This window comes from Achromobacter sp. HNDS-1 (assembly GCF_040084795.1).
In the GTDB taxonomy this organism is placed as follows: Bacteria; Pseudomonadota; Gammaproteobacteria; order Burkholderiales; family Burkholderiaceae_B; genus Achromobacter; species Achromobacter ruhlandii.
The window spans coordinates 2175845-2195197 of record NZ_CP157584.1; the positions used below are offsets into that span (position 1 = coordinate 2175845).

Annotated in this window: 17 protein-coding genes; 10 read left to right on the plus strand and 7 right to left on the minus strand. The window is 69.3% G+C overall.

The annotated features are described in order from the left end of the window. Position 1 precedes the first annotated feature (1 nt). From ABFG95_RS10095 to ABFG95_RS10105, 3 genes are all read left to right on the plus strand, one after another. Positions 2 to 796, plus strand: a complete 795-nt coding sequence (locus ABFG95_RS10095; RefSeq protein ID WP_348995805.1) for an SURF1 family protein — start codon at positions 2 to 4, stop codon at positions 794 to 796. A 289-nt stretch (positions 797 to 1085) separates the two neighbouring features. Then, positions 1086 to 2264 (plus strand): porin, encoded by a 1179-nt coding sequence (locus ABFG95_RS10100; protein WP_175144989.1) that lies wholly within the window; start codon positions 1086 to 1088, stop codon positions 2262 to 2264. 314 nt (positions 2265 to 2578) lie between these two features. Next, positions 2579 to 3685, plus strand: a complete 1107-nt coding sequence (locus ABFG95_RS10105; protein WP_175144987.1) for a porin — start codon at positions 2579 to 2581, stop codon at positions 3683 to 3685. Here ABFG95_RS10105 and ABFG95_RS10110 read toward each other — a convergent pair. Continuing rightward, on the minus strand, positions 3682 to 4470 hold the full coding sequence (locus tag ABFG95_RS10110) for a helix-turn-helix transcriptional regulator (RefSeq protein WP_054415277.1): 789 nt from the start codon (positions 4468 to 4470) through the stop codon (positions 3682 to 3684). The genes ABFG95_RS10105 and ABFG95_RS10110 overlap by 4 nt on opposite strands. 91 nt (positions 4471 to 4561) lie before the next feature. On the opposite strand from ABFG95_RS10110, the gene ABFG95_RS10115 reads away from it, so the two are divergent. After that, positions 4562 to 5731: an MFS transporter gene (locus ABFG95_RS10115; protein WP_175144986.1), complete on the plus strand. Its 1170-nt coding sequence runs from the start codon at positions 4562 to 4564 to the stop codon at positions 5729 to 5731. A gap of 274 nt (positions 5732 to 6005) precedes the next feature. Beyond that, positions 6006 to 7328, plus strand: coding sequence for a ParB/Srx family N-terminal domain-containing protein (locus ABFG95_RS10120; protein ID WP_054415274.1), 1323 nt, complete (start codon positions 6006 to 6008; stop codon positions 7326 to 7328). A 22-nt stretch (positions 7329 to 7350) separates the two neighbouring features. On the opposite strand, the gene ABFG95_RS10125 is transcribed toward ABFG95_RS10120, so the two are convergent. After that, positions 7351 to 7959: a glutathione S-transferase family protein gene (locus tag ABFG95_RS10125; RefSeq protein WP_049075884.1), complete on the minus strand. Its 609-nt coding sequence runs from the start codon at positions 7957 to 7959 to the stop codon at positions 7351 to 7353. A 116-nt stretch (positions 7960 to 8075) separates the two neighbouring features. Here ABFG95_RS10125 and ABFG95_RS10130 point away from each other — a divergent pair, with 116 nt between their 5' ends. Then, the gene (locus ABFG95_RS10130; RefSeq protein WP_054415483.1) at positions 8076 to 9092 is read left to right on the plus strand and encodes a YafY family protein; all 1017 of its coding nucleotides are present in this window, start codon (positions 8076 to 8078) and stop codon (positions 9090 to 9092) included. A 33-nt stretch (positions 9093 to 9125) separates the two neighbouring features. Here the strand turns inward: ABFG95_RS10130 and ABFG95_RS10135 are convergent, their stop codons facing one another. Then, positions 9126 to 9506, minus strand: a complete 381-nt coding sequence (locus ABFG95_RS10135) for a hypothetical protein (RefSeq protein WP_049075886.1) — start codon at positions 9504 to 9506, stop codon at positions 9126 to 9128. 174 nt (positions 9507 to 9680) lie between these two features. On the opposite strand from ABFG95_RS10135, the gene ABFG95_RS10140 reads away from it, so the two are divergent. Next, complete coding sequence (locus ABFG95_RS10140) at positions 9681 to 10127, plus strand: gas vesicle protein (protein WP_174539047.1); 447 nt, start codon at positions 9681 to 9683, stop codon at positions 10125 to 10127. Positions 10128 to 10132: 5 nt separating this feature from the next. Here the strand turns inward: ABFG95_RS10140 and ABFG95_RS10145 are convergent, their stop codons facing one another. Then, on the minus strand, positions 10133 to 10945 hold the full coding sequence (locus ABFG95_RS10145) for a hypothetical protein (RefSeq protein ID WP_263898654.1): 813 nt from the start codon (positions 10943 to 10945) through the stop codon (positions 10133 to 10135). A gap of 404 nt (positions 10946 to 11349) precedes the next feature. On the opposite strand from ABFG95_RS10145, the gene ABFG95_RS10150 reads away from it, so the two are divergent. Both ABFG95_RS10150 and ABFG95_RS10155 read left to right on the plus strand, forming a co-directional pair. Next, the gene (locus tag ABFG95_RS10150) at positions 11350 to 12000 is read left to right on the plus strand and encodes a response regulator (RefSeq protein WP_049075889.1); all 651 of its coding nucleotides are present in this window, start codon (positions 11350 to 11352) and stop codon (positions 11998 to 12000) included. 165 nt (positions 12001 to 12165) lie between these two features. After that, the gene (locus tag ABFG95_RS10155) at positions 12166 to 13578 is read left to right on the plus strand and encodes a DUF2252 domain-containing protein (protein ID WP_059272490.1); all 1413 of its coding nucleotides are present in this window, start codon (positions 12166 to 12168) and stop codon (positions 13576 to 13578) included. 13 nt (positions 13579 to 13591) lie between these two features. Here the strand turns inward: ABFG95_RS10155 and ABFG95_RS10160 are convergent, their stop codons facing one another. Further along, entirely contained in the window at positions 13592 to 15835 is a 2244-nt protein-coding gene (locus ABFG95_RS10160; protein WP_348995806.1) for a phospholipase C, phosphocholine-specific, read from the minus strand. 366 nt (positions 15836 to 16201) lie between these two features. Continuing rightward, positions 16202 to 17179, minus strand: coding sequence for a GNAT family N-acetyltransferase (locus ABFG95_RS10165; RefSeq protein WP_049075894.1), 978 nt, complete (start codon positions 17177 to 17179; stop codon positions 16202 to 16204). A gap of 72 nt (positions 17180 to 17251) precedes the next feature. Between ABFG95_RS10165 and ABFG95_RS10170 the strand changes: the two genes are divergently transcribed. Then, the gene (locus ABFG95_RS10170) at positions 17252 to 18064 is read left to right on the plus strand and encodes a metallophosphoesterase (protein WP_175144980.1); all 813 of its coding nucleotides are present in this window, start codon (positions 17252 to 17254) and stop codon (positions 18062 to 18064) included. Here ABFG95_RS10170 and ABFG95_RS10175 read toward each other — a convergent pair. After that, positions 18061 to 19350 carry a nitrate- and nitrite sensing domain-containing protein gene (locus ABFG95_RS10175; RefSeq protein WP_348995807.1) on the minus strand — a complete coding sequence of 430 codons (1290 nt, stop codon included), beginning with the start codon at positions 19348 to 19350 and terminating at the stop codon, positions 18061 to 18063. The two genes, ABFG95_RS10170 and ABFG95_RS10175, sit on opposite strands and share 4 nt — an antisense overlap. Positions 19351 to 19353 lie beyond the last annotated feature (3 nt).

Genomic DNA, 19353 nt, shown 5'->3' on the forward strand with positions numbered 1-19353 from the left:
GATGGCGGCAACAAAAGACTCTACGCATTCCGGCGACACCCCCCGCAATCCCCGCAGCGCAACCACCCTGGCCGTCCTGGGCGTGGTTGCGGTCGCGCTGTTCGCGGGCCTGTGCGCCCTTGGCACCTGGCAGGTGCATCGCCTGGCCTGGAAGCAGAACCTGATCGCACAGGTGGAGCAGCGGGCGCACGCGCCCTCCACGCCCGCCCCCGCGCGCGCCGACTGGCCGGCCCTGACCTCCGACAACGCCGAATACCGCCGCGTGTCGGCCAGCGGCGCCTACCAGTACGACAAGCAGACGCTGGTGCAGGCCGCCACCGAATTGGGCAGCGGCTACTGGGTCATGACGCCGCTGCGACTGGCCGATGGCGGCGGCACGGTGCTGGTCAACCGCGGCTTCGTGCTGCCCGAGTGGCGCAAGCGCCAGGCGGCCGGCGGCCAGGCCGAGGCCGACGCCGGCCCGGTCAAGGTCGACGGCCTGCTGCGCATGGGCGAGCCGGGCAACGGCTTCCTGCGCAACAACGATCCGGCCGCCAACCTCTGGTATTCGCGCGACCTGCCCGCCATCGCCCAGGCGCGCGGGCTGGGCGAGATGGCGCCCTACTTCATCGACGCCGACGCCGCCCCCGGCGCCGGCCGCGATCCGACGCAGGCGCCGGTCGGCGGCCTGACGACCCTGACCTTCCCCAACAACCACCTGGTCTACGCCATCACCTGGTACGCCCTGGCCGCGATGATCATCGTCGGCGCCGGCATCGTGGTGCGCGAAGAACGGCGGCTGCGCGCGCGCCGCTGACGCCCCCCCCCGGTCCGTCACTCGCCCGGATCGCCTTCCCCCTTCCTCCCGGACTTCCCGGCTCGCCCTGACCAGGCGCCGGCGAGGTCCCGCGCCTCGTTCCAGCAGCCGCGCGCGCCACCGTGGCGAACCTGTCTCAGATCCGTCCTAGAAGAAAGCAGGATAGCCAGTCATTCACCGAACTTACCGGAGAATGGCCCGGTGCAATCGACACGGGCAACCGGAACCCGTCGGACTCCCGGCTCACGGGTCCGTTCTTCCGCCCTTTACCTCTCTAGGAGTTCTTCCGATGAAAAAGACGCTGCTCGCAGCCGCCATCCTGACCACTTTCGCCGGCGTCGCCCAGGCGGAAACCTCGGTCACGCTCTACGGCGTGATCGACACCGGCATCGGCTACAACAAGGTGTCCGGCGACTTCCCCTCCCGGGACGAGACCGGCAGCATCACCATGCAAGACGTGACCGGCAGCCGGCTCGGCATGATCAACGGCGTCCAGGCCGGCTCGCGCTGGGGCCTGCGTGGCAGCGAAGACCTGGGCGACGGCCTGCGCGCCATGTTCACGGTCGAGAGCGGCTTCGACTCGGGTAACGGCCAGTCGCAGCAGAACCGCCTGTTCAACCGCCAGGCCACCATCGGCCTGGCCAACGACAGCTGGGGCTCGCTCGAATTCGGCCGTCAGACCACCGTCGGCGGCACCTTCCTGGCGGAAATCGACCCCTTCTACACCAGCTTCACCCAGGCCAACATCGGCACGAGCTTCAGCGCGGCCAACACCATGCGCTGGGACAACATGATCATGTACCGCAGCCCCTGGACCGACGGCTTCCAGTTCGCGCTGGGCTACTCCTTCAATGTCGACGCCACCGACGGCAACCAGAGCGGCTTCCGCACCAGCGACAACGCCCGCGGCATCACGGCCGGCCTGCGCTACGTCACCGGCCCCTTGAACGTGTCGCTGACCTACGACCAGATCAACAGCTCGAATCAGGCCCGTGTACTCGACGCCGATGGCGAGCAACTGATCATCGGGGGCAGGCCGGTCGAATTCGACCACGACACCACGCCGCGACAATACACCGTGGCGGCCTCGTACGACCTGGAAGTCGTGAAGCTGGCCGCCGCCTACGGCCGCACCACCGACGGCTGGTTCGTCAGCCAGGACCTGCCGAACGTCAAGCTGGGCAGCTACCACTACGCCAGCGGCTTCAAGGCCAATTCCTACATGCTGGGCGCCACCATTCCCCTGGGCGGCGCCAGCAACCTGTTCGGCTCGTGGCAGCACGTTTCGCCGTCCAACGCCCTGCTGAGCGGCGACGATGCCAACATGAACGTCTGGAGCGTGGGCTACACCTACGACCTGTCCAAGCGCACCAGCGTCTACGCCTATGGCTCGTACGGCAAGAACTATGCGTTCATCGACGGCCTGAAGAGCACCGCGGGCGGCGTAGGGGTGCGTCACTTGTTCTAAGCCGCGACCGGGCCGCGTCGACACACTCGGCGCACGGCCTTCGAAGCGCCGCCGGGGCATCCCCCCGGCGGCGCTTTTTGCATGTCAACCGCCGCCGGATCGAGCTGGCCAAGCCGTGTCAGAGACCCGCGCCGCGACTTCCGGAAAGCCATCCAGCGCCGCCCACCGATCACCCAAAATAGCCAGAAATCCCCGCCTTTTGTCAGAAAATAGGACTTTTTGACCTACAATGCGTCTCGGGAACCGCAATCGGCATCATGCCTGACTGCTGTTCCCTTTGTTTTTTTTCCCACCTCACTACAGGAGTTCTACGGATGAAAAAGACGCTGCTCGCAGCCGCAATGTTGACCACTTTTGCAGGCGTCGCTCAGGCAGAAACGTCAGTCACTCTCTATGGTGTCATCGACACCGGCATTGGCTACAACAAGATCAAGGGCAATGGCTATGACGGCAGCAAGCTCGGCATGATCAACGGCATCCAGGCCGGCTCCCGCTGGGGCCTGCGCGGATCCGAAGACCTGGGCGATGGCCTGCGCGCCGTGTTCACGCTGGAAAGCGGTTTCGATTCGGGCAACGGCACCCGCGGCCAGAGCGGTCGCCTGTTTGGTCGCCAGGCCACCCTCGGGCTGGCCAACGACGCCTGGGGCACGATCGAATTCGGCCGCCAGGCCACGGTCGGCTCGAACTACCTGGCCGACATCGACCCCTTCTACACCAGCTATACCCAATCGAACCTGGGCCTGGGTTTCAGCGCGGCCAACACCATGCGCTGGGACAACATGGTGATGTACCGCAGCCCCTCGATGAGCGGCTTCCAGTTCGCCGCGGGTTACTCCTTCAACGTCGACGATACCAACAGCGACGAAACCCGTTTCCGCACCGCCGACAACTCGCGCGGCATCACCGCCGGCCTGCGCTACGTGGAAGGCCCGGTCAATGTCACGTTGACCTACGACCAGCTCAATGGCTCGAACCGCGCGTCGATCGACCATGACGCCACGCCGCGCCAGTACGCCGTGGGCGTGTCGTACGACCTCGAAGTGGTGAAGCTGGCCGCCGCCTACGGCCGCACCACCGATGGCTGGTTTGTCGGCCAGGACCTGCCGGCCGGCACGCCGTTCAGCGACGAGTTCGGCACCAACCGCTACGTCGACGGCTTCAAGGCCAACGCCTACATGCTGGGCGCGACGATGCCCGTGGGCGGCGCCAGCAGCCTGTTCGCATCGTGGCAGCACGTGTCGCCGTCCAACGACCGCCTGACCGGCGGCGACGCCAACATGAACGTGTGGAGCGTGGGCTACACCTACGACCTGTCCAAGCGCACCAATCTGTACGCCTACGGTTCGTACGGCAAGGACTACGCGTTCATCGACGGCCTCAAGAGCACCGCGGCCGGCGTCGGCATCCGCCACGTGTTCTAAGGCAGGGAATCGCGCCGGCGCCGCCGGCGCCCTGGCGGCTCGCCGTAGGCGCGCCGGTACATGGCGATGAAGGCGCTGTCGCTGGCATAGCCCACGGCATGCGCCACCTCGGTCACAGAAGCGCCTTCGGCCAGCCGGGCCCGCGCCGTCAACAGGCGGCATTGCGCGCGCCAGCGGGTGAAGGGCAGGCCGGTTTCCGCCAGGAACATCCGCGCCAGCGTGCGGCCGCTGGCCCCCACCCGCCGGCCCCAATCGTCGATCGACAGCGGGCAGGCCGGATTCTCCAGCAATTCACGCGCAATGGGCGCCAGCCGCCGGTCGCGCGGCATGGGCAGATGCAGGGGCGCCGTCGGCGCCGCCGCCAGTTCATCGAGCAGCGCGCCCACCAAGCGCGCGCGCGGCGCGTCGAGGGCGCGATCCGACGGCCAGTGCGTGATGCGCACGATCATCTCGCGCAGCAGCGGATTGACGTCAAGGATGCGGGGCTCGCGCGGCAGGTCGGGATAGACGGAGACGTCGAAATACAGGCTGCGATAGGCAAACGTTCCGTGCATGGCGGTGCGATGCACGCAACCGGCCGGCAGCCAGGCCGCCTGCAGCGGCGCCAACTGCCCGACCCGGTCGGCCAGGTACAGCGTGACACCGCCTTCCACCTGGTACAGCAGCTGGGTGCGCCGATGCGCGTGCCAGTCCGACGCGTGCTCGCGCGTGTCGATCGCCATGCCCACGACGGGGCAAGCGACGGTATCCGGATCCTCGACGGCGGTGGGGGAATAGACAGGCATGTCCGATTGGCGATGTTTTGTGGCGCAATGACGTGATTTTGCGCGTCGCGGCGCGCCTACGCTAGCGTCTTTTCTGCGTGACGGCGACACCATGTCTTCCCCTTCCTTCTCATCATCGGCCCCCGGCGCCCTGCCGCCGGCGTGGCTCGTCATCGCGCTGCTGGCGCTGCCGCAGATCGCCGAAACCATCCTCGCCCCCGCCCTGCCCGACCTGGCGCGCCACTGGCGACTGGACGCCGCGGCCACGCAACCGGTCATGGGCATCTTCTTTGTCGGCTTCGCCGCCGGGGTGCTGCTGTGGGGCCATGTGGCCGACGTCCGGGGCCGGCGACCGGCGATGCTGGCGGGCCTGGCCCTGGGACTGGCGGGCACCCTGTGCGCGTTGGCCGCGCCGGCCTATCCCTGGTTGCTGGCCGGCCGTTTCCTGCAGGCGCTGGGACTGGCGGCCTGCTCGGTGGTGACGCAGACCGTGCTGCGCGATTGCCTGGACGGCGCGCGGCTGACCCGCTACTTCGTCACGCTGGGCGCGGTGCTGGCGTGGTCGCCCGCCGTCGGGCCGCTGGCGGGCCAGTTGCTGGCCGACCGGCAGGGCTATCCCGGCGTGTTGGCGGCGATCGCGGCGGCGGTGGCGGCGCTGCTGGGGTCGGTCGCCTGGCGCTGGGGCGAAACCCGGCCGGCCGTGACCGCTCCCGCGCCCCTGGCACGGCTGGCGCGCCAGATGCTGGCCGATGGCGCATTGCGTCTGGCGGTGCTGCGGGTGGCGGGATTGAACCTGCTGGTGTTTTCGTTTTATGCCGCCGGACCATTCATGACGGGCGCCCTGCCCGGCCTGGGCTTCGGCTGGGTGGGCCTGGGCGTGGCGCTGGCCGGCAGCCTGGGCGCGGCCTGCAATCGTCGGCTGCCCGCCACGGCGGACGCGGCGATGCGGGTGCGTTACGGCCTGCGTTGCGTCGCGCTGGGCGCGGCGGGGCAGGCGTTGGCCGTGGCCTGGCGGCCGGAACCCGGCTGGTGGTGGGCGGTCGCGGCCCTGCCGGTGTTCGTCGGCTATGGGCTGGCGATCCCCAATCTGCTGGGGCCGGCGCTGCGCCGCTATGGCCACTGCCTGGGCCGCGCCGGCGCCCTGTTCGGCCTGGGCTACTACAGCCTGCTGGGCCTGGGCCTGGCGGCCACATCGTGGCTGCCTTTCGACACGCCGCGACCGTTGAGCGCGGCCTGGCTGGCCGTGGCGCTGTCCCTGTTGGCCGCGCGTGAGCGCGGCTAGGGGCAACGCCGTGCCGCGCCGCAAGGATGCGCGAAAAGCGCGGTTTCGCGCGGGGGGCTGACGCGCCTCATGCGGACCGGCGGCGTCCGCACCGCCAGCCCCTGCGCGCATTCGTCGGCGGGCCGCCTCCCCGGGCGGCGTCATGCTGCCTGCGCCCAGGCGGCTCGCCCGCTGCGGGGCAGGTCCCCGCCATGTCCGTCGCGTGACGGTGCAATGAACGAGAAACACGATGCTGTCATCATTGGATACTTCCCGAATCCAGCCCCCCGCACTCATGACCCGCACGCCTTGCCCCGACCTGCCCCGACCGTTGACCACGCGCTGGCGCCCCGCCCTGAGGATCCTGGCCCTGGCCGCGCTGCCGCTGCTGCTGGCCGCCTGCAACGGCGGCGGCGATGACGACGACGCTCCCGGCGCCAGCCCTGTCACCAGCCCCGTGACCGAAACCCCGGCGCCGCCGGTCGACACGCGCAACCAGGCCTACCTCGCGGCGAAATCCGGCGACGTGCTCAAGGTGCGCATCGAAGAACTGCGTCCGACCCAGGCGGCGATCGGCTACGACCAGATCTACTACAAGCTGGGCCGCTGGCAAGGCGACTTCAACCGCCCGACCTGGGCCGCCGACCCGGTCAAGCAGCTGGACTACCTGAACCGCACGGTCGGCAAGAAGTTCAGCGACTACTGCGAAGACATGGGCGCCACCACGTCCCAGCCCTTTACCACCATCGCGCAGTTGCAGGCCGCGCGCCTGGACCAGCCCGCCACGTTCGGCTGCACCGCCGCCATGGGCGCCGACCCCGCCAGCCTGAAGACCGTGGTGGTCGGCTGGGATGGCAATCTGTACCTGACCGACGGCCATCACACCTTCTCGTCGTTGCGCGAGATCGCCGACGGCGGCCCCAAGCTGCCGGTGTGGGTCAAGGTCGACGCCAACTACAGCACCGTCGGCACCGCCGCCGCGTTCTGGCAGCGCATGGTCGATGAACGCAAGGCCTGGCTGCGCGATGGCCAGAACCAGCCCATCACGGTGGACCAACTGCCGACGCGCCTGGGCATCGCCAATGCGCAGGAAGCCGGCGGCATGCAGGAAGACCGCTACCGCTCGCTGGTGTACTTCACCCGCGACATCGCCTACAGCAACGGCAACCTGCCCGAGTTCGCTGAATTCCTGTGGGGCGACTGGCTGCGCCGCCAGGTGGCCGGCGGCCAGCTGGCGGGCCTGGATCAATACGCCATGGCGGCCCCGGCCACGCCGGCGCAGATCCTGACGGTGAGCACGTTGAGTTCGGCGCTGGCGCCCACCGGCGCCAACGACGGCTATGCCGCCGCGGTGCGCAACGCCGCATTGAAGATGAGTGCGCTGGCCGACACCGACATCGTGTTCCAGGACCGCACGGCCGCCAGCCTGGGCCGCATTGCGTTGGTGGCGGGCGCGCCCAGCGGTTCGCCCACCAAGACGGCGCGCGACACACTGGAAGAACTGCCGCGCAATGACGTCAAGTCCGATGGCAGCCCGCGCGGCGCCGGCAAGCTGTGGTTCGCGGTCAACTACCGCGCCTGCGGCAAGCCTGCCGCGGGCACCTGCTGGGGCTGGTAAGCGCGCCGCGCGCGGGCCGGCTTCAGCGGTCGATCTGCATGGCCGGCCGGGCCTGCACCTTGCCCAGCCAGGCCTGCACCTTGGGGTGCGCCGCCGCCGGCGCCCCCAGCATCGTGCTGTAGCCGATCACCGACCCCACCACCAGATCGGCCAGTGAATATTCGGCGCCCAGCATCCAGGGCTGGCGCGCCAGATGTCCGTCCAGCACCGCCAGCAGCGAATCCAGATCGGCCAGCGCCCGTTCGGCCTGGCCCGGGTCGCGCTGGCCGGCCTCGCCATGGCCCACATGGAACAGGCGCCACAGCACCGCGCCATACGACACATAGGCCCAGGCGCACCAGGACATGGCGGCCAAGCGCTGCGGCGTGCCGGCCGCCGGCCACAGGCCGCGTTCGACGCCCCATTGCTCGCCCAGCCACAGCTGGATCGCCAGGCCCTCGAACAAGGGCGCGCCGTCCACGGTCAGGGTCGGCACCTTGCCATTCGGATTGATCGCCAGGAATTCGGGCCGGCGCTGCTCGCCGGCGCGGATGTCCACCTTCACGCGTTCGTGCGGGACTTGCAGTTCCTCCAGGGCGGCGGCGATCGGGGAGGCGCTGGACTGGGGGTGCCAATAGAAGACGATAGACATGGAACAGACTCCGTTCGAGGGATTCCCGCCGCGGCCCCATGGCCGCTGGCGACGGGATGAACTGTAGAATCCATTGCGGACAGTTTCCGCCCTCGATGGGTTTTATCGTCGACGCCATGCTTACCTCCAGCAACCGCCTCCTGCGCCTGCTTGCGCTGCTGCAAACCCGCCGCCACTGGGCGGGCGGCGAACTGGCGCAGGCGCTCGAAGTCCACCCCCGCACCCTGCGGCGCGACATCGACCGGCTGCGCGAGCTGGGCTACCCGATCCAGGCCAGCAGCGGCGTGGCGGGCGGCTATGCGTTTCGCGCCGGGCATGCGCTGCCGCCCCTGCTGCTGGACGACGACGAAGCCTTGACGGTGGCGATCACCCTGCGCACCGCCGCCACCGGCACGGTCGCCGGCATCGAGGAAGCCGCGCTGCGGGCGCTGGTCAAGCTGGAACAGGTGATGCCCGCCCGCTTGCGCCACAAGATGGATGCGCTGCGCTCGGCGCTGGTGCCGCTGGCGCGCCACACGCCGCTGGTGGATGCCGGCCTGCTGGCCGCGCTGGCCGCCGCCTGCCGCGACCAGTTGCGCGTGTGCTTCGACTACACCGACGGCCGCGGCCAGGCCAGCACGCGCCAGGTCGAACCGCAGGGACTGGCGCACACGGGCTGGCGCTGGTACCTGGTGGCCTGGGACCCGGCGCGCGACGACTGGCGCACGTTCCGGCTCGACCGCATCGCCGGCGCGGTGACACCGGGCGCGCACTTTCGTCCCCGGCCGCCGCCCGATGGCGGCGACCTGCGCGGCTATGTGGCGCGCTCCGTGGGCCACGCGCCCAACGCCGAGGACGCCCGCGTCGTCCTGCACGCGCCGCGCGCGGCCATGGCGGCGCGCATTCCGCCGTGGGCCGGCGAACTGGAAGCGCTGGACGAGGACCGCTGCCTGTTGCGCTGCGCCGGGCAGTCGCCGGACGCGCTGGCGTATTGGCTGATGACGCTGGACGTGGAATTCGATGTGCTGGCGCCGACCGCGCTGGCGCAGCGCCTGCGGCAGGCGGGCGAACGGGTGGCACGCATGCTGGAACGCCATGCCGCGCGCGAATCCGACCCGGCCGCGCACGCCGGACGGCGGCCCCCGGCGCCTTGATGCGCAAGGCGCTCCCGGCCGAGCGCCGCGAGGTCAGACGGCGCGGCCGTCCCGCTCGGCCTGTTTGGCCTGTTCGGCTTCGGCCAGCTGGCGCAGGGCCAGCGCCACCTTGTCGGCGATCTTGAGCTTGTCCGCCGCCGACATGGCGTCGTAGTCCTTCTTGGAGATGCCGAGCGAGGCCAGCGCGGCGTAGAACATCTTGTCCTGCAAGGACATGGACGCGTAGTCCAGGAATTCCTGCTCGGACTCGGATGCGCCGGACGGCGCGGCGCCGGCCAGGCCGCCGGCCAGGGCCGAGGCGCCGCGCTGGCGCGCGTCGGCGAAGGCGGCGCGGAACGCGCCGGGGTCCGCCCCGGCGGCGGACTGGCGGGTGGCGGACGACCGGGTGGCGGACGAGGGATCGATGGCAATCATGAATGGCCTTTGCATGCAGGGTCTCGATTGTCCGCAAGTTACTGCAATCGCGGCCGGGCGAAGCCCGGGACAGGCGCCTGATCGCCGCGCTTATCAGCCGATTGCACCCGATGCGCGCCGGCCCGGCTTCAAGTATCTTGTGTCACCCTTACCTATTCCGGAGCATGCGCCGCCATGAGTCTCGACCCGACCCTCGACACCCCCAGATCCCCCGCCCCGCCCACGCCCCCGGCCGATGTCTTCCTGCAGTTCCTGGTGAACCTGGTGAACAACGGCGGACAGCTGGAAAGCATTGGCGTGACGCTGCAGATGGGTGGCATGCTGGTGTCCGGCTCGATCGTGTCGGGCGCGGAGTATTTCGACCGCTTCGCCGCGGCCTTCGCCGATTCGCTGTCCGACATGGAGCCGCCGGCGCGGCAAGCGGTGCGTACGTCGCTGGCCGAGCTGGGCGATGTGTTCCGCCTGCCGCAACCGGCCGAGCCGCTGCCCAACTACATCCACCTGGCCGACGCGCTGTTCTTCACCGCCGACGGCACCCCGATCGCGGGCCAACCCACGCTGTGGCGCGGACGCAGCAGCGCGGTGGATGGCTTCATCCTGGGGCGCCTGCAGGCCGGGTGAAACGGCTAGTTCCCGGGCGGCGGGCGGTCGGTCCAGCCAGGCCGCGCGATACAGGCGTTGAAGCTGCGCCAGGCATCGCCGTCGGCGCGCAGCCAGACCTCCAGGCATTGCGCGCTGAGCGGCGCGGACAATGCCGTGCCACGGAACAGCAGGCCGTCCTGGCGACGCAGCCAGACGAAGTCGTGCATGTCGTCGATGGCGTCCACCACCAGCGTCAGCCTGGCGCTGGCGGCGCACCCCATCAGGCAGAGAAAGCGGCGCTGCAGGGCGCGGTCGCTGCCCAGCCCACGCGGAATCCGCACCGTCAGCCCTTCGACGCGCAGGCTGCCGCCGGGCACGAACTTGCCGCCGCAACTGGCCGGCAACAGACGCGTGCGCAGGCTGGCGCGGAATTCGGTGTAGCCGGCCAGCGCGGTGGCGTGGGGCGACAGGCGCCGGATCAGGGGCAGGTCGAACACCAGCCGCTGGCCGGACAGGCGCGGCGCCGTGAGCGCGTCGGGCGCGCCGAAGCACAGGAAATCGCGTATCAGGCCGATATCCAGGTCGGCGCACAGACGCCGCGCCAGGTCGGTGTCGTCAGGCGCGGCCAGGGCGTGCTCGAAGGAAAAGTCGATGGGAATGGAAAACTGCGCGGCGAAGGCGGCGGTGGCCCGCAAGCGGGCGCGCTGGGACAACAGGCCCGGCCCGCCGCCGCGCGCCGGCATCAGGCTGCCGGCCACCGCGTATTCATGCACCCGGCCCTGCGCCGTGAACACCGGCTGGAACCGCAGGAACAGGGATTCCTCGCGCGGGGGCCACGGGGAAACGGCGTCACCCATGGTGAAGCCGGGCCACAGGCGCCGGCCAGACGCGGCGTGTGGAGGAAGACATCATGGAACCTCGTGTGGGCGCGGGAGCGCCGCAATGCCGGGCGCGGCCTGGCGCGCCGCGAGACGGAAGCGGATACGACGAGGATGGTGCCAAACGGCGCCAGACGATTGAACAAGAAAATTCTCAATCCGCCCGCTCGCTCGGACGAATCCGGCAAAAACCCCGGCGAGAACCCGCGGACTCCGTGGGTCCACGTTAGCGTCCCTGTTTTTGAGATTCTTCTTATGGCCGGGGCCGGCCGTGGACCATACGATTTCGTCTTACGCCCGGCCTCGCAACATTCTGGTTCAATGTCCGGATCCTGGTGCAGAATAATCCGTATGCCCAACCGGCCCACCTGACTGCACCCCGCATGCAAAGACTCCGCATCGTCATCGCCGACGACCACCCGCTGGTGCTGATGGCCATGACCGACCTGCTGCACAAAGACCTGAGCTTCGACGTCGTCGCCACGCTGGGTACGCCGACCGCGCTGGTCGAGCAACTGGCGCGCGATCAGCCCCACGTCGTCATCACCGACTATTCGATGCCGGGCGACGAGATCTACGGCGATGGCATCCGCCTGATCAAGTACCTGATCCGGCACTACGCCGACACCCGCATCGTGGTGCTGACCATGGTGTCCAACCCCATGATCATCTCGGCGCTGTACGACGCCGGCGTCGACGCGGTGGTGTTCAAGCACGACAACCTGGGCGAGATCGTCACTGCCCTGCATGCGCTGCAACTGGGCCGCAAGTATTACCCGCCGGGCTTCCAGCGCGACGGCACGCTGGCGGCCCGCAGCAAGTTCATCGGCGAGCGCATCAACAGCCTGTCGCCCAAGGAATTCGAGGTGCTGCGGCACTTCATCCGCGGCGAATCGATGATGCAGGTGGCCGACAGCCTCAAGCGCAGCGTCAAGACCGTCAGCGGCCAGAAGATCTCGGCCATGCGCAAGCTGAACGTGCAGACCGACCAGGAACTGGTCACCTTCTGCGTTGAAAGCGGCATGTTCCAGTAGAGTCTCGATCAAGCTGATCGAGCAGATGGGCAGGACGCCGCAATCCACGGACGTGGCCAGCGGCCAGGCGGTGGGCCGCCGGAGGGCTGGCCGCGCCGCCGCGCTCCCGTTACACTGCCGCCGTCAGGCCGGTCATCGGTACCGGTCCGCGACCAGGGAACCGCCATGCTCGAGACAGACAGCATCCAAGCGCGCAGGTCCTCCGGACAGAAGGCCCGGGAACTCGTCAAGCGTTCGTCGCACGCGGCGGTCGGCAATGTCGACCGCGATCCGGTCAGGCTGCTGCGCAGCAACAGCCTGGGCCGCGTCAAGGCCCTGATTCCCCTGCGCTACGGTCGCATGGCGGCTTCGCCCTTCACCTTCTTTCGCGGCGCCGCCATCCTGCAGGCGCACGATCTGGCCGGCACGCCTCATACCGGCATTTCGATTCCGCTGTGCGGCGACGCCCATCTGCTCAACTTCGGCGGGTTCGCCACGCCCGAGCGCCAGTTGCTGTTCGACCTGAACGATTTCGACGAAACCGCCCCGGGCCCCTGGGAATGGGACATCAAACGCCTGACGGCCAGCCTGGCCGTGGCGGCGACGCACATGGGCTACGGTCGCGGCGACAGCGCCGACATCGTCATGGCGGCGGCCACCGAGTACCAGTCGCGGATGAACGAGTACGCGCAGAACAGCACCCTGGACATCTGGTATGACGGTCTCACGTTCGAACGCATGCTGCAGGATGCCGAGACGCCCGAAGGCCGCCGGCTGATCGCCAAGGCGATGGAAAAGGCCGCCGGCCGCACCAACGAGAGCATGCTGCGCAAGATGGCGTATCAGGACGGCGGTCTGTGGCGCATCCGCGACGCTCCGCCGGCGATGTTCCATCCATCGGGCCCCGTCACCCTGCTGGGCAAGGACGAACACTGGCCCGACACCGCCACCTGGAAAAAGAAGATGGCCAAGTGCTTCGGCGGCTATCTCGATAGCCTGACGCCGGACCGGCGCGAGCTGCTCAAGCATTTCTCGGTGCAGGATGTGGTGTTCAAGGTGGTGGGCGTGGGCAGCGTCGGCACCGTGTGCCTGGTGGCGCTGCTGGTCGATAGCTGGGGCAATCCCCTGTTCCTGCAGGCCAAGGAGGCGCGCGAGTCCGTGATCGCGCGGTACGCCCGCGACAAGGCGCCGCCGCATGGCGGCTTCCGCGTGGTGACAGGGCAACGATTGCTGCAGGCGGCCAGCGACATCTTCCTGGGCTGGTCGACCGGCCCGCGCGGCAAGCACTATTACTTCCGCCAGTTGCGCGACATGAAGGTATCGGCGGATATCGAGAGCTTCAACCAGAAGATCCTGAAGGGATACGGCCGCATGTGCGGCCGGGCGCTGGCGCGCGCCCATGCCAAGGCCAGCGGGCATGCGGTGGAGCTGGCCGCCTACATGGGGCGCGCGGACGCCTTTCCGGAGGCGCTGCTGACCTACGCCCACGCCTACGCGCGGCAGAACGAAAAGGACTACCGCCAGTTCCTCGACGCGTGCCGCGCGGGCAGGCTGCCCATGCGCACCGACGAGGACATTGCGGCGGACTTCCGCGTCTGACCGCCCCCGTCCGTCAGGCGTCGGCCACGCCCATGGCCGGATCGCTGACCGTGTGCGCGCCGGTCTCGACGCGACCGGCGAAGCGGCGGTGGAACGTCGGGTCGCTGGAGCAAGTGACAGCGAAGTCGTACCACTGGCCGCTGGCCGCCAGGTTCCAATTGCGCGTGGCCTTGCCCCCGCCCGCGACCTCCAGCGCCAACGGCGCGTCCTGCCGGTAGGCCTGCGGCGTCACGGTGAAGGTGCAGGCGTTGGCGCCGGTGTTGAGGAACTCGGCGTAGACCTCGCCATTGGCAATGTCGTAGCAGACCCGGATCTCGGGCAGCGAACCGCTGTCGGCGATGCGGTGGATGTCGCCCTTGAAATGGCGGTGATAGCCGTTCGGGCCCAGCACCCAAAGGTCGTACCTGCCCAGGTTGTCCAGCAGCGCGTTCCAGGTGTCGGACAGCGTCTTGCCGGCCTCGACCGCGTAGCGGCGCGGCAGCCGGTCCAGGTGATAGCGGTCATAGACGTGGAACACCGCGCCCTGCGTGCCCGTGTTGGCGAACACCAGTTCCACCGTGCCGGCCGCGGCGCAGCGCGCGCTGGTGTGCAGTTCGTAGGGCAGCGCGCGCGACGGGCGCGTGCCGCTGGCCTGCAGCGGCAGCTGCATGTCGGTGGGCAGCGGCATCTGCGGCAGGGCTTCCTGCGCGCTGCGCAACTGATCGGCGGCCGCGCGCGTGGCGCGCCCGGCCAGCGTCGGCAGCGCCTCGGCGTTGGGCGTCTTGAAGTTGAAGGCGCTGGTCAGGTCGCCGCAGACCGCGCGGCGGAAGGGGCTGATGTTGGGCTCGGCCACGCCGAAGCGCGCCTCCAGGAAACGCAGCACCGAGGTGTGGTCGAACACCTGCGAGTTGACCCAGCCGCCTCGGCTCCAGGGCGAGATCACGAACATCGGCACGCGCGGGCCGGGGCCGTAGACGCGGCCGTCCTTGGTCGCCGGCTGGGTCGTGCTGCCGGCGGGCGAGGCGTGCGTGAAGTACTCGAACGCCATGTCGGCATCGGCCAGCGTGGTCTTGCCGGCGGGGTTGCCGCCGGCATCGCGCGACGGCGCGGACGGCGACGGCACGTGGTCGAAGTAGCCATCGTTCTCGTCGAAATTCACCAGCAGCACCGTCTTGCTCCAGACCTCGGGCACGGCGGTCAGCGCATCCAGCACTTCCTGCAGGAACCAGGCGCCCTGCACGGGACTGGACGGGCCCGGGTGTTCGCAATAGATGGACGGCGCGTTCATCCAGCTTACCTGTGGCAAGCGGCCTTCGCGGATGTCGCGCTTGAAGGCGTCCAGGTAGTTCTCGGGCGCGGCGCCCGGCAGCGTGTTGGCCACGCCCTTGTAGAGCGGGTTGGCGGCGTTGTCGGTGGCCGGATCGTAGGCCTTGTACGGCAGCGCCTGGCCGGTGTTGGCATAAGGCACGCCGGGCTCGCCGCCGCTGGACACCGGATAGCCGGAATTCACGTTGGCCTGGCGGAACGCGCGGAACGCGCCCAGCATGTTGTCGCCCCATTCATCGGGCATGTTCTGGTACGAGATCCAGCTGACGCCGGCCCGTTCCAGCCGCTCGGCATAGGTCGTCCAGGTGTAGCCCTTGTTGACGTTGGCCGGCAGGCCGTCGATCCAGTCCCATTCGTTGTTGACGAAGGCGGTGTTGGTGGGCACGGCGCCGTTGGTGCCGGTCAGGTGGAACGAGCGGTTGGCGTCGGTGCCGGTGTGCATCGAACAATGGTAGGCGTCGCACAGGGTGAAGGCGTTGGCGAGCGCGAACTGGAACGGGATCTCGCTTTCCTTGAAGTAGCCCATGGAGATATCGTTCTTGTGCGTGGGCCATTGCGCCATGCGGCCGCCGTCCCAGGCCTTCTGGCTGTCGTCCCAGCTGTGCGGCGTGCCGGCGGCGCGCTGCGCGTTGTGGCTGCTGCCGTCGATATGGAACGGCGTCAGCACGGCGCCGTTGGCGCGCTGCTGCTGCCAGACCCTGCGGCCGTTGGCCAGCGGAATGGGGAAGCGATCGCCGAAACCGCGCACGCCCTTGAGCGTGCCAAAGTAATGATCGAACGAGCGGTTCTCCTGCATCAGGATGATCACATGCTCGACATCCTTGATGGTGCCGGTGGCGTTGTTGGCGGGAATGGCGAGGGCGCGGCGGATGCTGGGCGGAAATGCGGCGAGCGCGGCGGCGGCAAAGCCCGCGCCGGCGGCGGTCTGGAGAAAGTTGCGGCGGGAGGTCATCGGGTGGACTCGGATTCGTGGAGGTCGGCGCAACCGCCGCTCATGGCGCGCAACGCAATTGCGGCGCGGGCTTGGGTTGTTCGGTGGTCGGCGGCGGGGCGGGATCATCCGGGGAATCGTCGTCGCCGCCACAGGCGACGAGCGTGGCGGCGGCGAACAGGACCGCGGCAAGGGTTCTTGCGAGACACGTGGAGGGCATGGGGGAGGTTCTTTGGAAAGAGGAGGACCAACCTTGCCGCGAAGCATCGGCAAGACCCCAGCGAGTCTAGGAATGCGAAGTGACAGCGCCGTGAAAGCGGACGCGTCGAAGCGGGCCGCGGCGCGTGCGCGCGGCCTCAGTGTGTGTCCAGATGCGTCAGCGCGAGGTCAGCGCGCCGGGCGGCTGAAGCGCTGTTCGACCACCACGCCGCCCCATTGCGTGCCCTCGGCTTCCTGGGTCAGCACGAAGCCGGCCGACTCATACAGGTGGCGCGCGGCGTCCAGGCCCTTGAAGGTCCACAGATACGTTTCGTCAATGTCGAGCGCGTCGACGAAGGCCATGGCGCGCGCCAGCAGGGCCCGCCCCACGCCCATGCCGCGCAGCGATTCATCGACAATGAACCAGCGCAGATGCGCCGTGCGCGCCGCGAGGTCACTGTCGATGGCGATGGAGGCCAGCGTGCGGTTGCCGTCGGTGTAGCGCCACAGGTTCTTGCCGGGCGCGGGCAGGCTCTCCGCGAAGGCCGCCAGCCCCGTCGCCACCAGGCGCTCGAACACCACGCCGAAGCCGGCGGCCTGGGCGTAGTAGCGCGCGTGCAGGCCGGCCACGTCGCCGATACAGCCGGGCGCGTAGCCTTCCTGGATCTGCGACTCGATCGCGTCGCTGGCCTGCGCGGCGCGGGTGTTGGGGTTTTCGCGCGACAAGGCGTCGGCATACAAGGACAGGTAGCGCACCAGGATTTCCTGGTCGGGCGGGGCCAGCTGCCGCAGCGCGCGCGAGACCTGCTCGGTGGCGAACTGGTCGATGCGGTTGCGCAGGTCCAGGCCGGCGGGCGTGAGCGACAGGCGCGAGGCGCGCGCGTCGCCGCTGTCGCTCTCGCGCGCCACCAGGCCGGCGGCTTCGAGCTTGGCGACCTGGCGGCTGGTATTGGACTTGTCCAGCCGCAGCACCAGGGCCAGGTCGCGCGCCTGGATACCAGGCTGCAGGCCGATCTCGATGATCGCGTGCACGGCCGACGGCGCCAGGTCGCTGCCGGCCAGGGACGGCCGCATGAAACCCAGTTCGCGCACCAGCTTGCGCGAGAATTCCCGCAGGTCGCGGATGGTCTGTTCCCGGGAACGGGTGGGAAAATCGATAAGATCCATGATGACGCGTCCTGAAGTTGCGGGTCGCAACCAATTTACTTGCGAATCGCAACCAAAACAAGCCCCCGGCCCATGAAAATTCAATTGCTGTCCGATCTGCACCTGGAATCCGATCCCGGCTTCGTCGCCCACCCCATCCCGGGCGCGGACCTGCTGGTGCTGGCCGGCGACATCGGCTCGTACCAGCCGCGCTCCAGGCTGACGACGGACGACTTCGGCCTGGGCCGCTATTCGCCGCGCCATGGCTGGCCGACGCCCGTGGTCTACGTGCCGGGCAATCATGAATACGACAACCTGGATTTCGACGAGACCCACGACCGGCTGCGCACGCTGTGCGAGGCGTTGGGGATCCATTGGCTCGAGCGCGAGACCCTGGTGCTCGACGGCGTGCGCCTGGTGGGCACCACGCTATGGACCGATTTCGACGCGCTGGCCGCGCCGGGCGACACCTTGACGCAGGTGCTGGCAAAGCGCGGCAAGGCGTTCCGGGCCGCCGATTTCTATCTGGAGAAAGCACAGATGCGGCGCCATGGCGCGCCGTTCATGGCCGAACAGATGCGCGAGCAGGGACTGCTCTGCCAGGCCTGGCTGGAACAGGCGCTGCGCACGCCGTTCGCCGGGCCGACCGTGGCCATCACGCACTTCGCGCCGAGCCTGGCCAGCGCCGATCCGCGCTATGGCGTCACGCCGGGCACCGCCGGCTTCTGCAACGCGCTGGACACCCTGCTGCCGCTGGCCGCCCTCTGGATGCACGGCCACCTGCACTGTCCGCTGGACTATGTGAAGGACGGTTGCCGCGTGGTCGCCAATCCGCTGGGCTACGCCAGGAAGGGCGAACAGGAAGGCTTCCTGCCCGACGCCTTGTGGCAGGTGCCAAACGCCTAGCCGGCCGCGGCGTCATCGGGAAGGCCGGCGCCGTCCAGCTCGGCCAGCACCTGCCGGGCCACGTCGTCGAGCGAGCGCCGCCGGTCCATCGCAACGCGCTGCAACTGATCGTGCGCGGCCTGCTCGCTCAGGCCATGGCGGCTGACCAGCAGCCACTTGGCGCGCTCGACCCGGCGCCGCTCTTCCAGCGCGCCGCGCGCCAGCGCCAGCGCGTCGTCGGACTGCCGCAGACGCTGGGCCTGCTCGCGCATCAGGTCGAGGATGGAGCGTTCCATGGCCTCGCCCACGCCATCCTGCGGCGGCACGTCGAGAATGCGGCCTTGCAGCTGGAACAGCATCGCCGGCGTGTCGTCGCCGGCGCGGTCGGCGAAACGGCTCAGCAGCAGCCGGTGGTTGTCCAGCTCGGCGCGCGTCTCGACGATGCGGCGGTGGCATTGCAGGGTGAGGGCCTCGGCCAGCAGGCTCTCGACTGCGCGCATCGCGTCGATGCGTTCGGTGCACAGGCCGAACCACAGTTCGGCCAGGCCAGCGTCGACGCGTTCGGCTGCGGAAGTCCGCAGCGCCATGTCGCGCATGCGCAGCGCCGGGCCCGCGCCCTGCTCCACCCGCTCCCAGACGGCCAGCGCGTCCGCGCCGGCGTATTGCGCGAAGGTGTCGAAGCAGCGCTTCTGCAGGTCCGCCAGTTCCAACAGGCGAGCCTTTTGCGCCTCGGTGAAGTAGCCGGCGGTGTAGCCCATGACGCCATAGGCGCGCTCCTGGCCGCACAGTTCCTTGCCCTGCATGAAATTCAGCAACGCCACCAGCAGCCGCGTGACGCCGGCGTCCAGCGACGAATCGGCGGCTTCGAACACCAGCGCGAACAGGCTGGCGATGAGCCGCGTGAAGACCGCGCCGGCCTCTTCGGCCGCCACGCGGCGGTCGCGGATGGCGCGGCGCGTGCGCGGCAGTTCGTCCAGCCGGTACAGGGCGTGCGCGATGCAGTTGAGCATGCGCGCCTTGCCGGCGCTGCGGGTGGCGTCGGGTTCCAGCCGGTCGAGGAAGCGGCGCACTTCTTCCTCGACCGCGCTGGCGTCGGAACTGAGGCCCGCCAGCGTCTGGCGCAGCGCGTCCTGGCCGCCGCACAGGTACAGGTTGGACGAACCGCGCTCCTTCTGCAGCACGTGCACCAGCTTGCTGACCAGGGTGGCCAGCTCGCAGGTGCTGGCCAGCGCCTCCAGCCCGTGCAGCTCGCTGCGGCGGGCGGCCAGGAGGAAGCGCAGGGTCGAGGGCATGGCGTGCCGCGGCATGGC

Bases quoted from the DNA above. Each gene is read 5' to 3' on its own strand.
- ABFG95_RS10130 (WP_054415483.1), top strand. From the start codon at position 8,076: ATGCTTACCTCCAGCAACCGCCTCCTGCGCCTGCTTGCGCTGCTGCAA.
- ABFG95_RS10115 (WP_175144986.1), top strand. From the start codon at position 4,562: ATGTCTTCCCCTTCCTTCTCATCATCGGCCCCCGGCGCCCTGCCGCCG.
- ABFG95_RS10160 (WP_348995806.1), bottom strand. From the start codon at position 15,835: ATGACCTCCCGCCGCAACTTTCTCCAGACCGCCGCCGGCGCGGGCTTT.
- ABFG95_RS10155 (WP_059272490.1), top strand. From the start codon at position 12,166: ATGCTCGAGACAGACAGCATCCAAGCGCGCAGGTCCTCCGGACAGAAG.
- ABFG95_RS10135 (WP_049075886.1), bottom strand. From the start codon at position 9,506: ATGATTGCCATCGATCCCTCGTCCGCCACCCGGTCGTCCGCCACCCGC.
- ABFG95_RS10095 (WP_348995805.1), top strand. From the start codon at position 2: ATGGCGGCAACAAAAGACTCTACGCATTCCGGCGACACCCCCCGCAAT.
- ABFG95_RS10100 (WP_175144989.1), top strand. From the start codon at position 1,086: ATGAAAAAGACGCTGCTCGCAGCCGCCATCCTGACCACTTTCGCCGGC.
- ABFG95_RS10125 (WP_049075884.1), bottom strand. From the start codon at position 7,959: ATGTCTATCGTCTTCTATTGGCACCCCCAGTCCAGCGCCTCCCCGATC.
- ABFG95_RS10165 (WP_049075894.1), bottom strand. From the start codon at position 17,179: ATGGATCTTATCGATTTTCCCACCCGTTCCCGGGAACAGACCATCCGC.
- ABFG95_RS10120 (WP_054415274.1), top strand. From the start codon at position 6,006: ATGACCCGCACGCCTTGCCCCGACCTGCCCCGACCGTTGACCACGCGC.
- ABFG95_RS10105 (WP_175144987.1), top strand. From the start codon at position 2,579: ATGAAAAAGACGCTGCTCGCAGCCGCAATGTTGACCACTTTTGCAGGC.
- ABFG95_RS10145 (WP_263898654.1), bottom strand. From the start codon at position 10,945: ATGGGTGACGCCGTTTCCCCGTGGCCCCCGCGCGAGGAATCCCTGTTC.
- ABFG95_RS10150 (WP_049075889.1), top strand. From the start codon at position 11,350: ATGCAAAGACTCCGCATCGTCATCGCCGACGACCACCCGCTGGTGCTG.
- ABFG95_RS10175 (WP_348995807.1), bottom strand. From the start codon at position 19,350: ATGCCGCGGCACGCCATGCCCTCGACCCTGCGCTTCCTCCTGGCCGCC.
- ABFG95_RS10140 (WP_174539047.1), top strand. From the start codon at position 9,681: ATGAGTCTCGACCCGACCCTCGACACCCCCAGATCCCCCGCCCCGCCC.
- ABFG95_RS10110 (WP_054415277.1), bottom strand. From the start codon at position 4,470: ATGCCTGTCTATTCCCCCACCGCCGTCGAGGATCCGGATACCGTCGCT.
- ABFG95_RS10170 (WP_175144980.1), top strand. From the start codon at position 17,252: ATGAAAATTCAATTGCTGTCCGATCTGCACCTGGAATCCGATCCCGGC.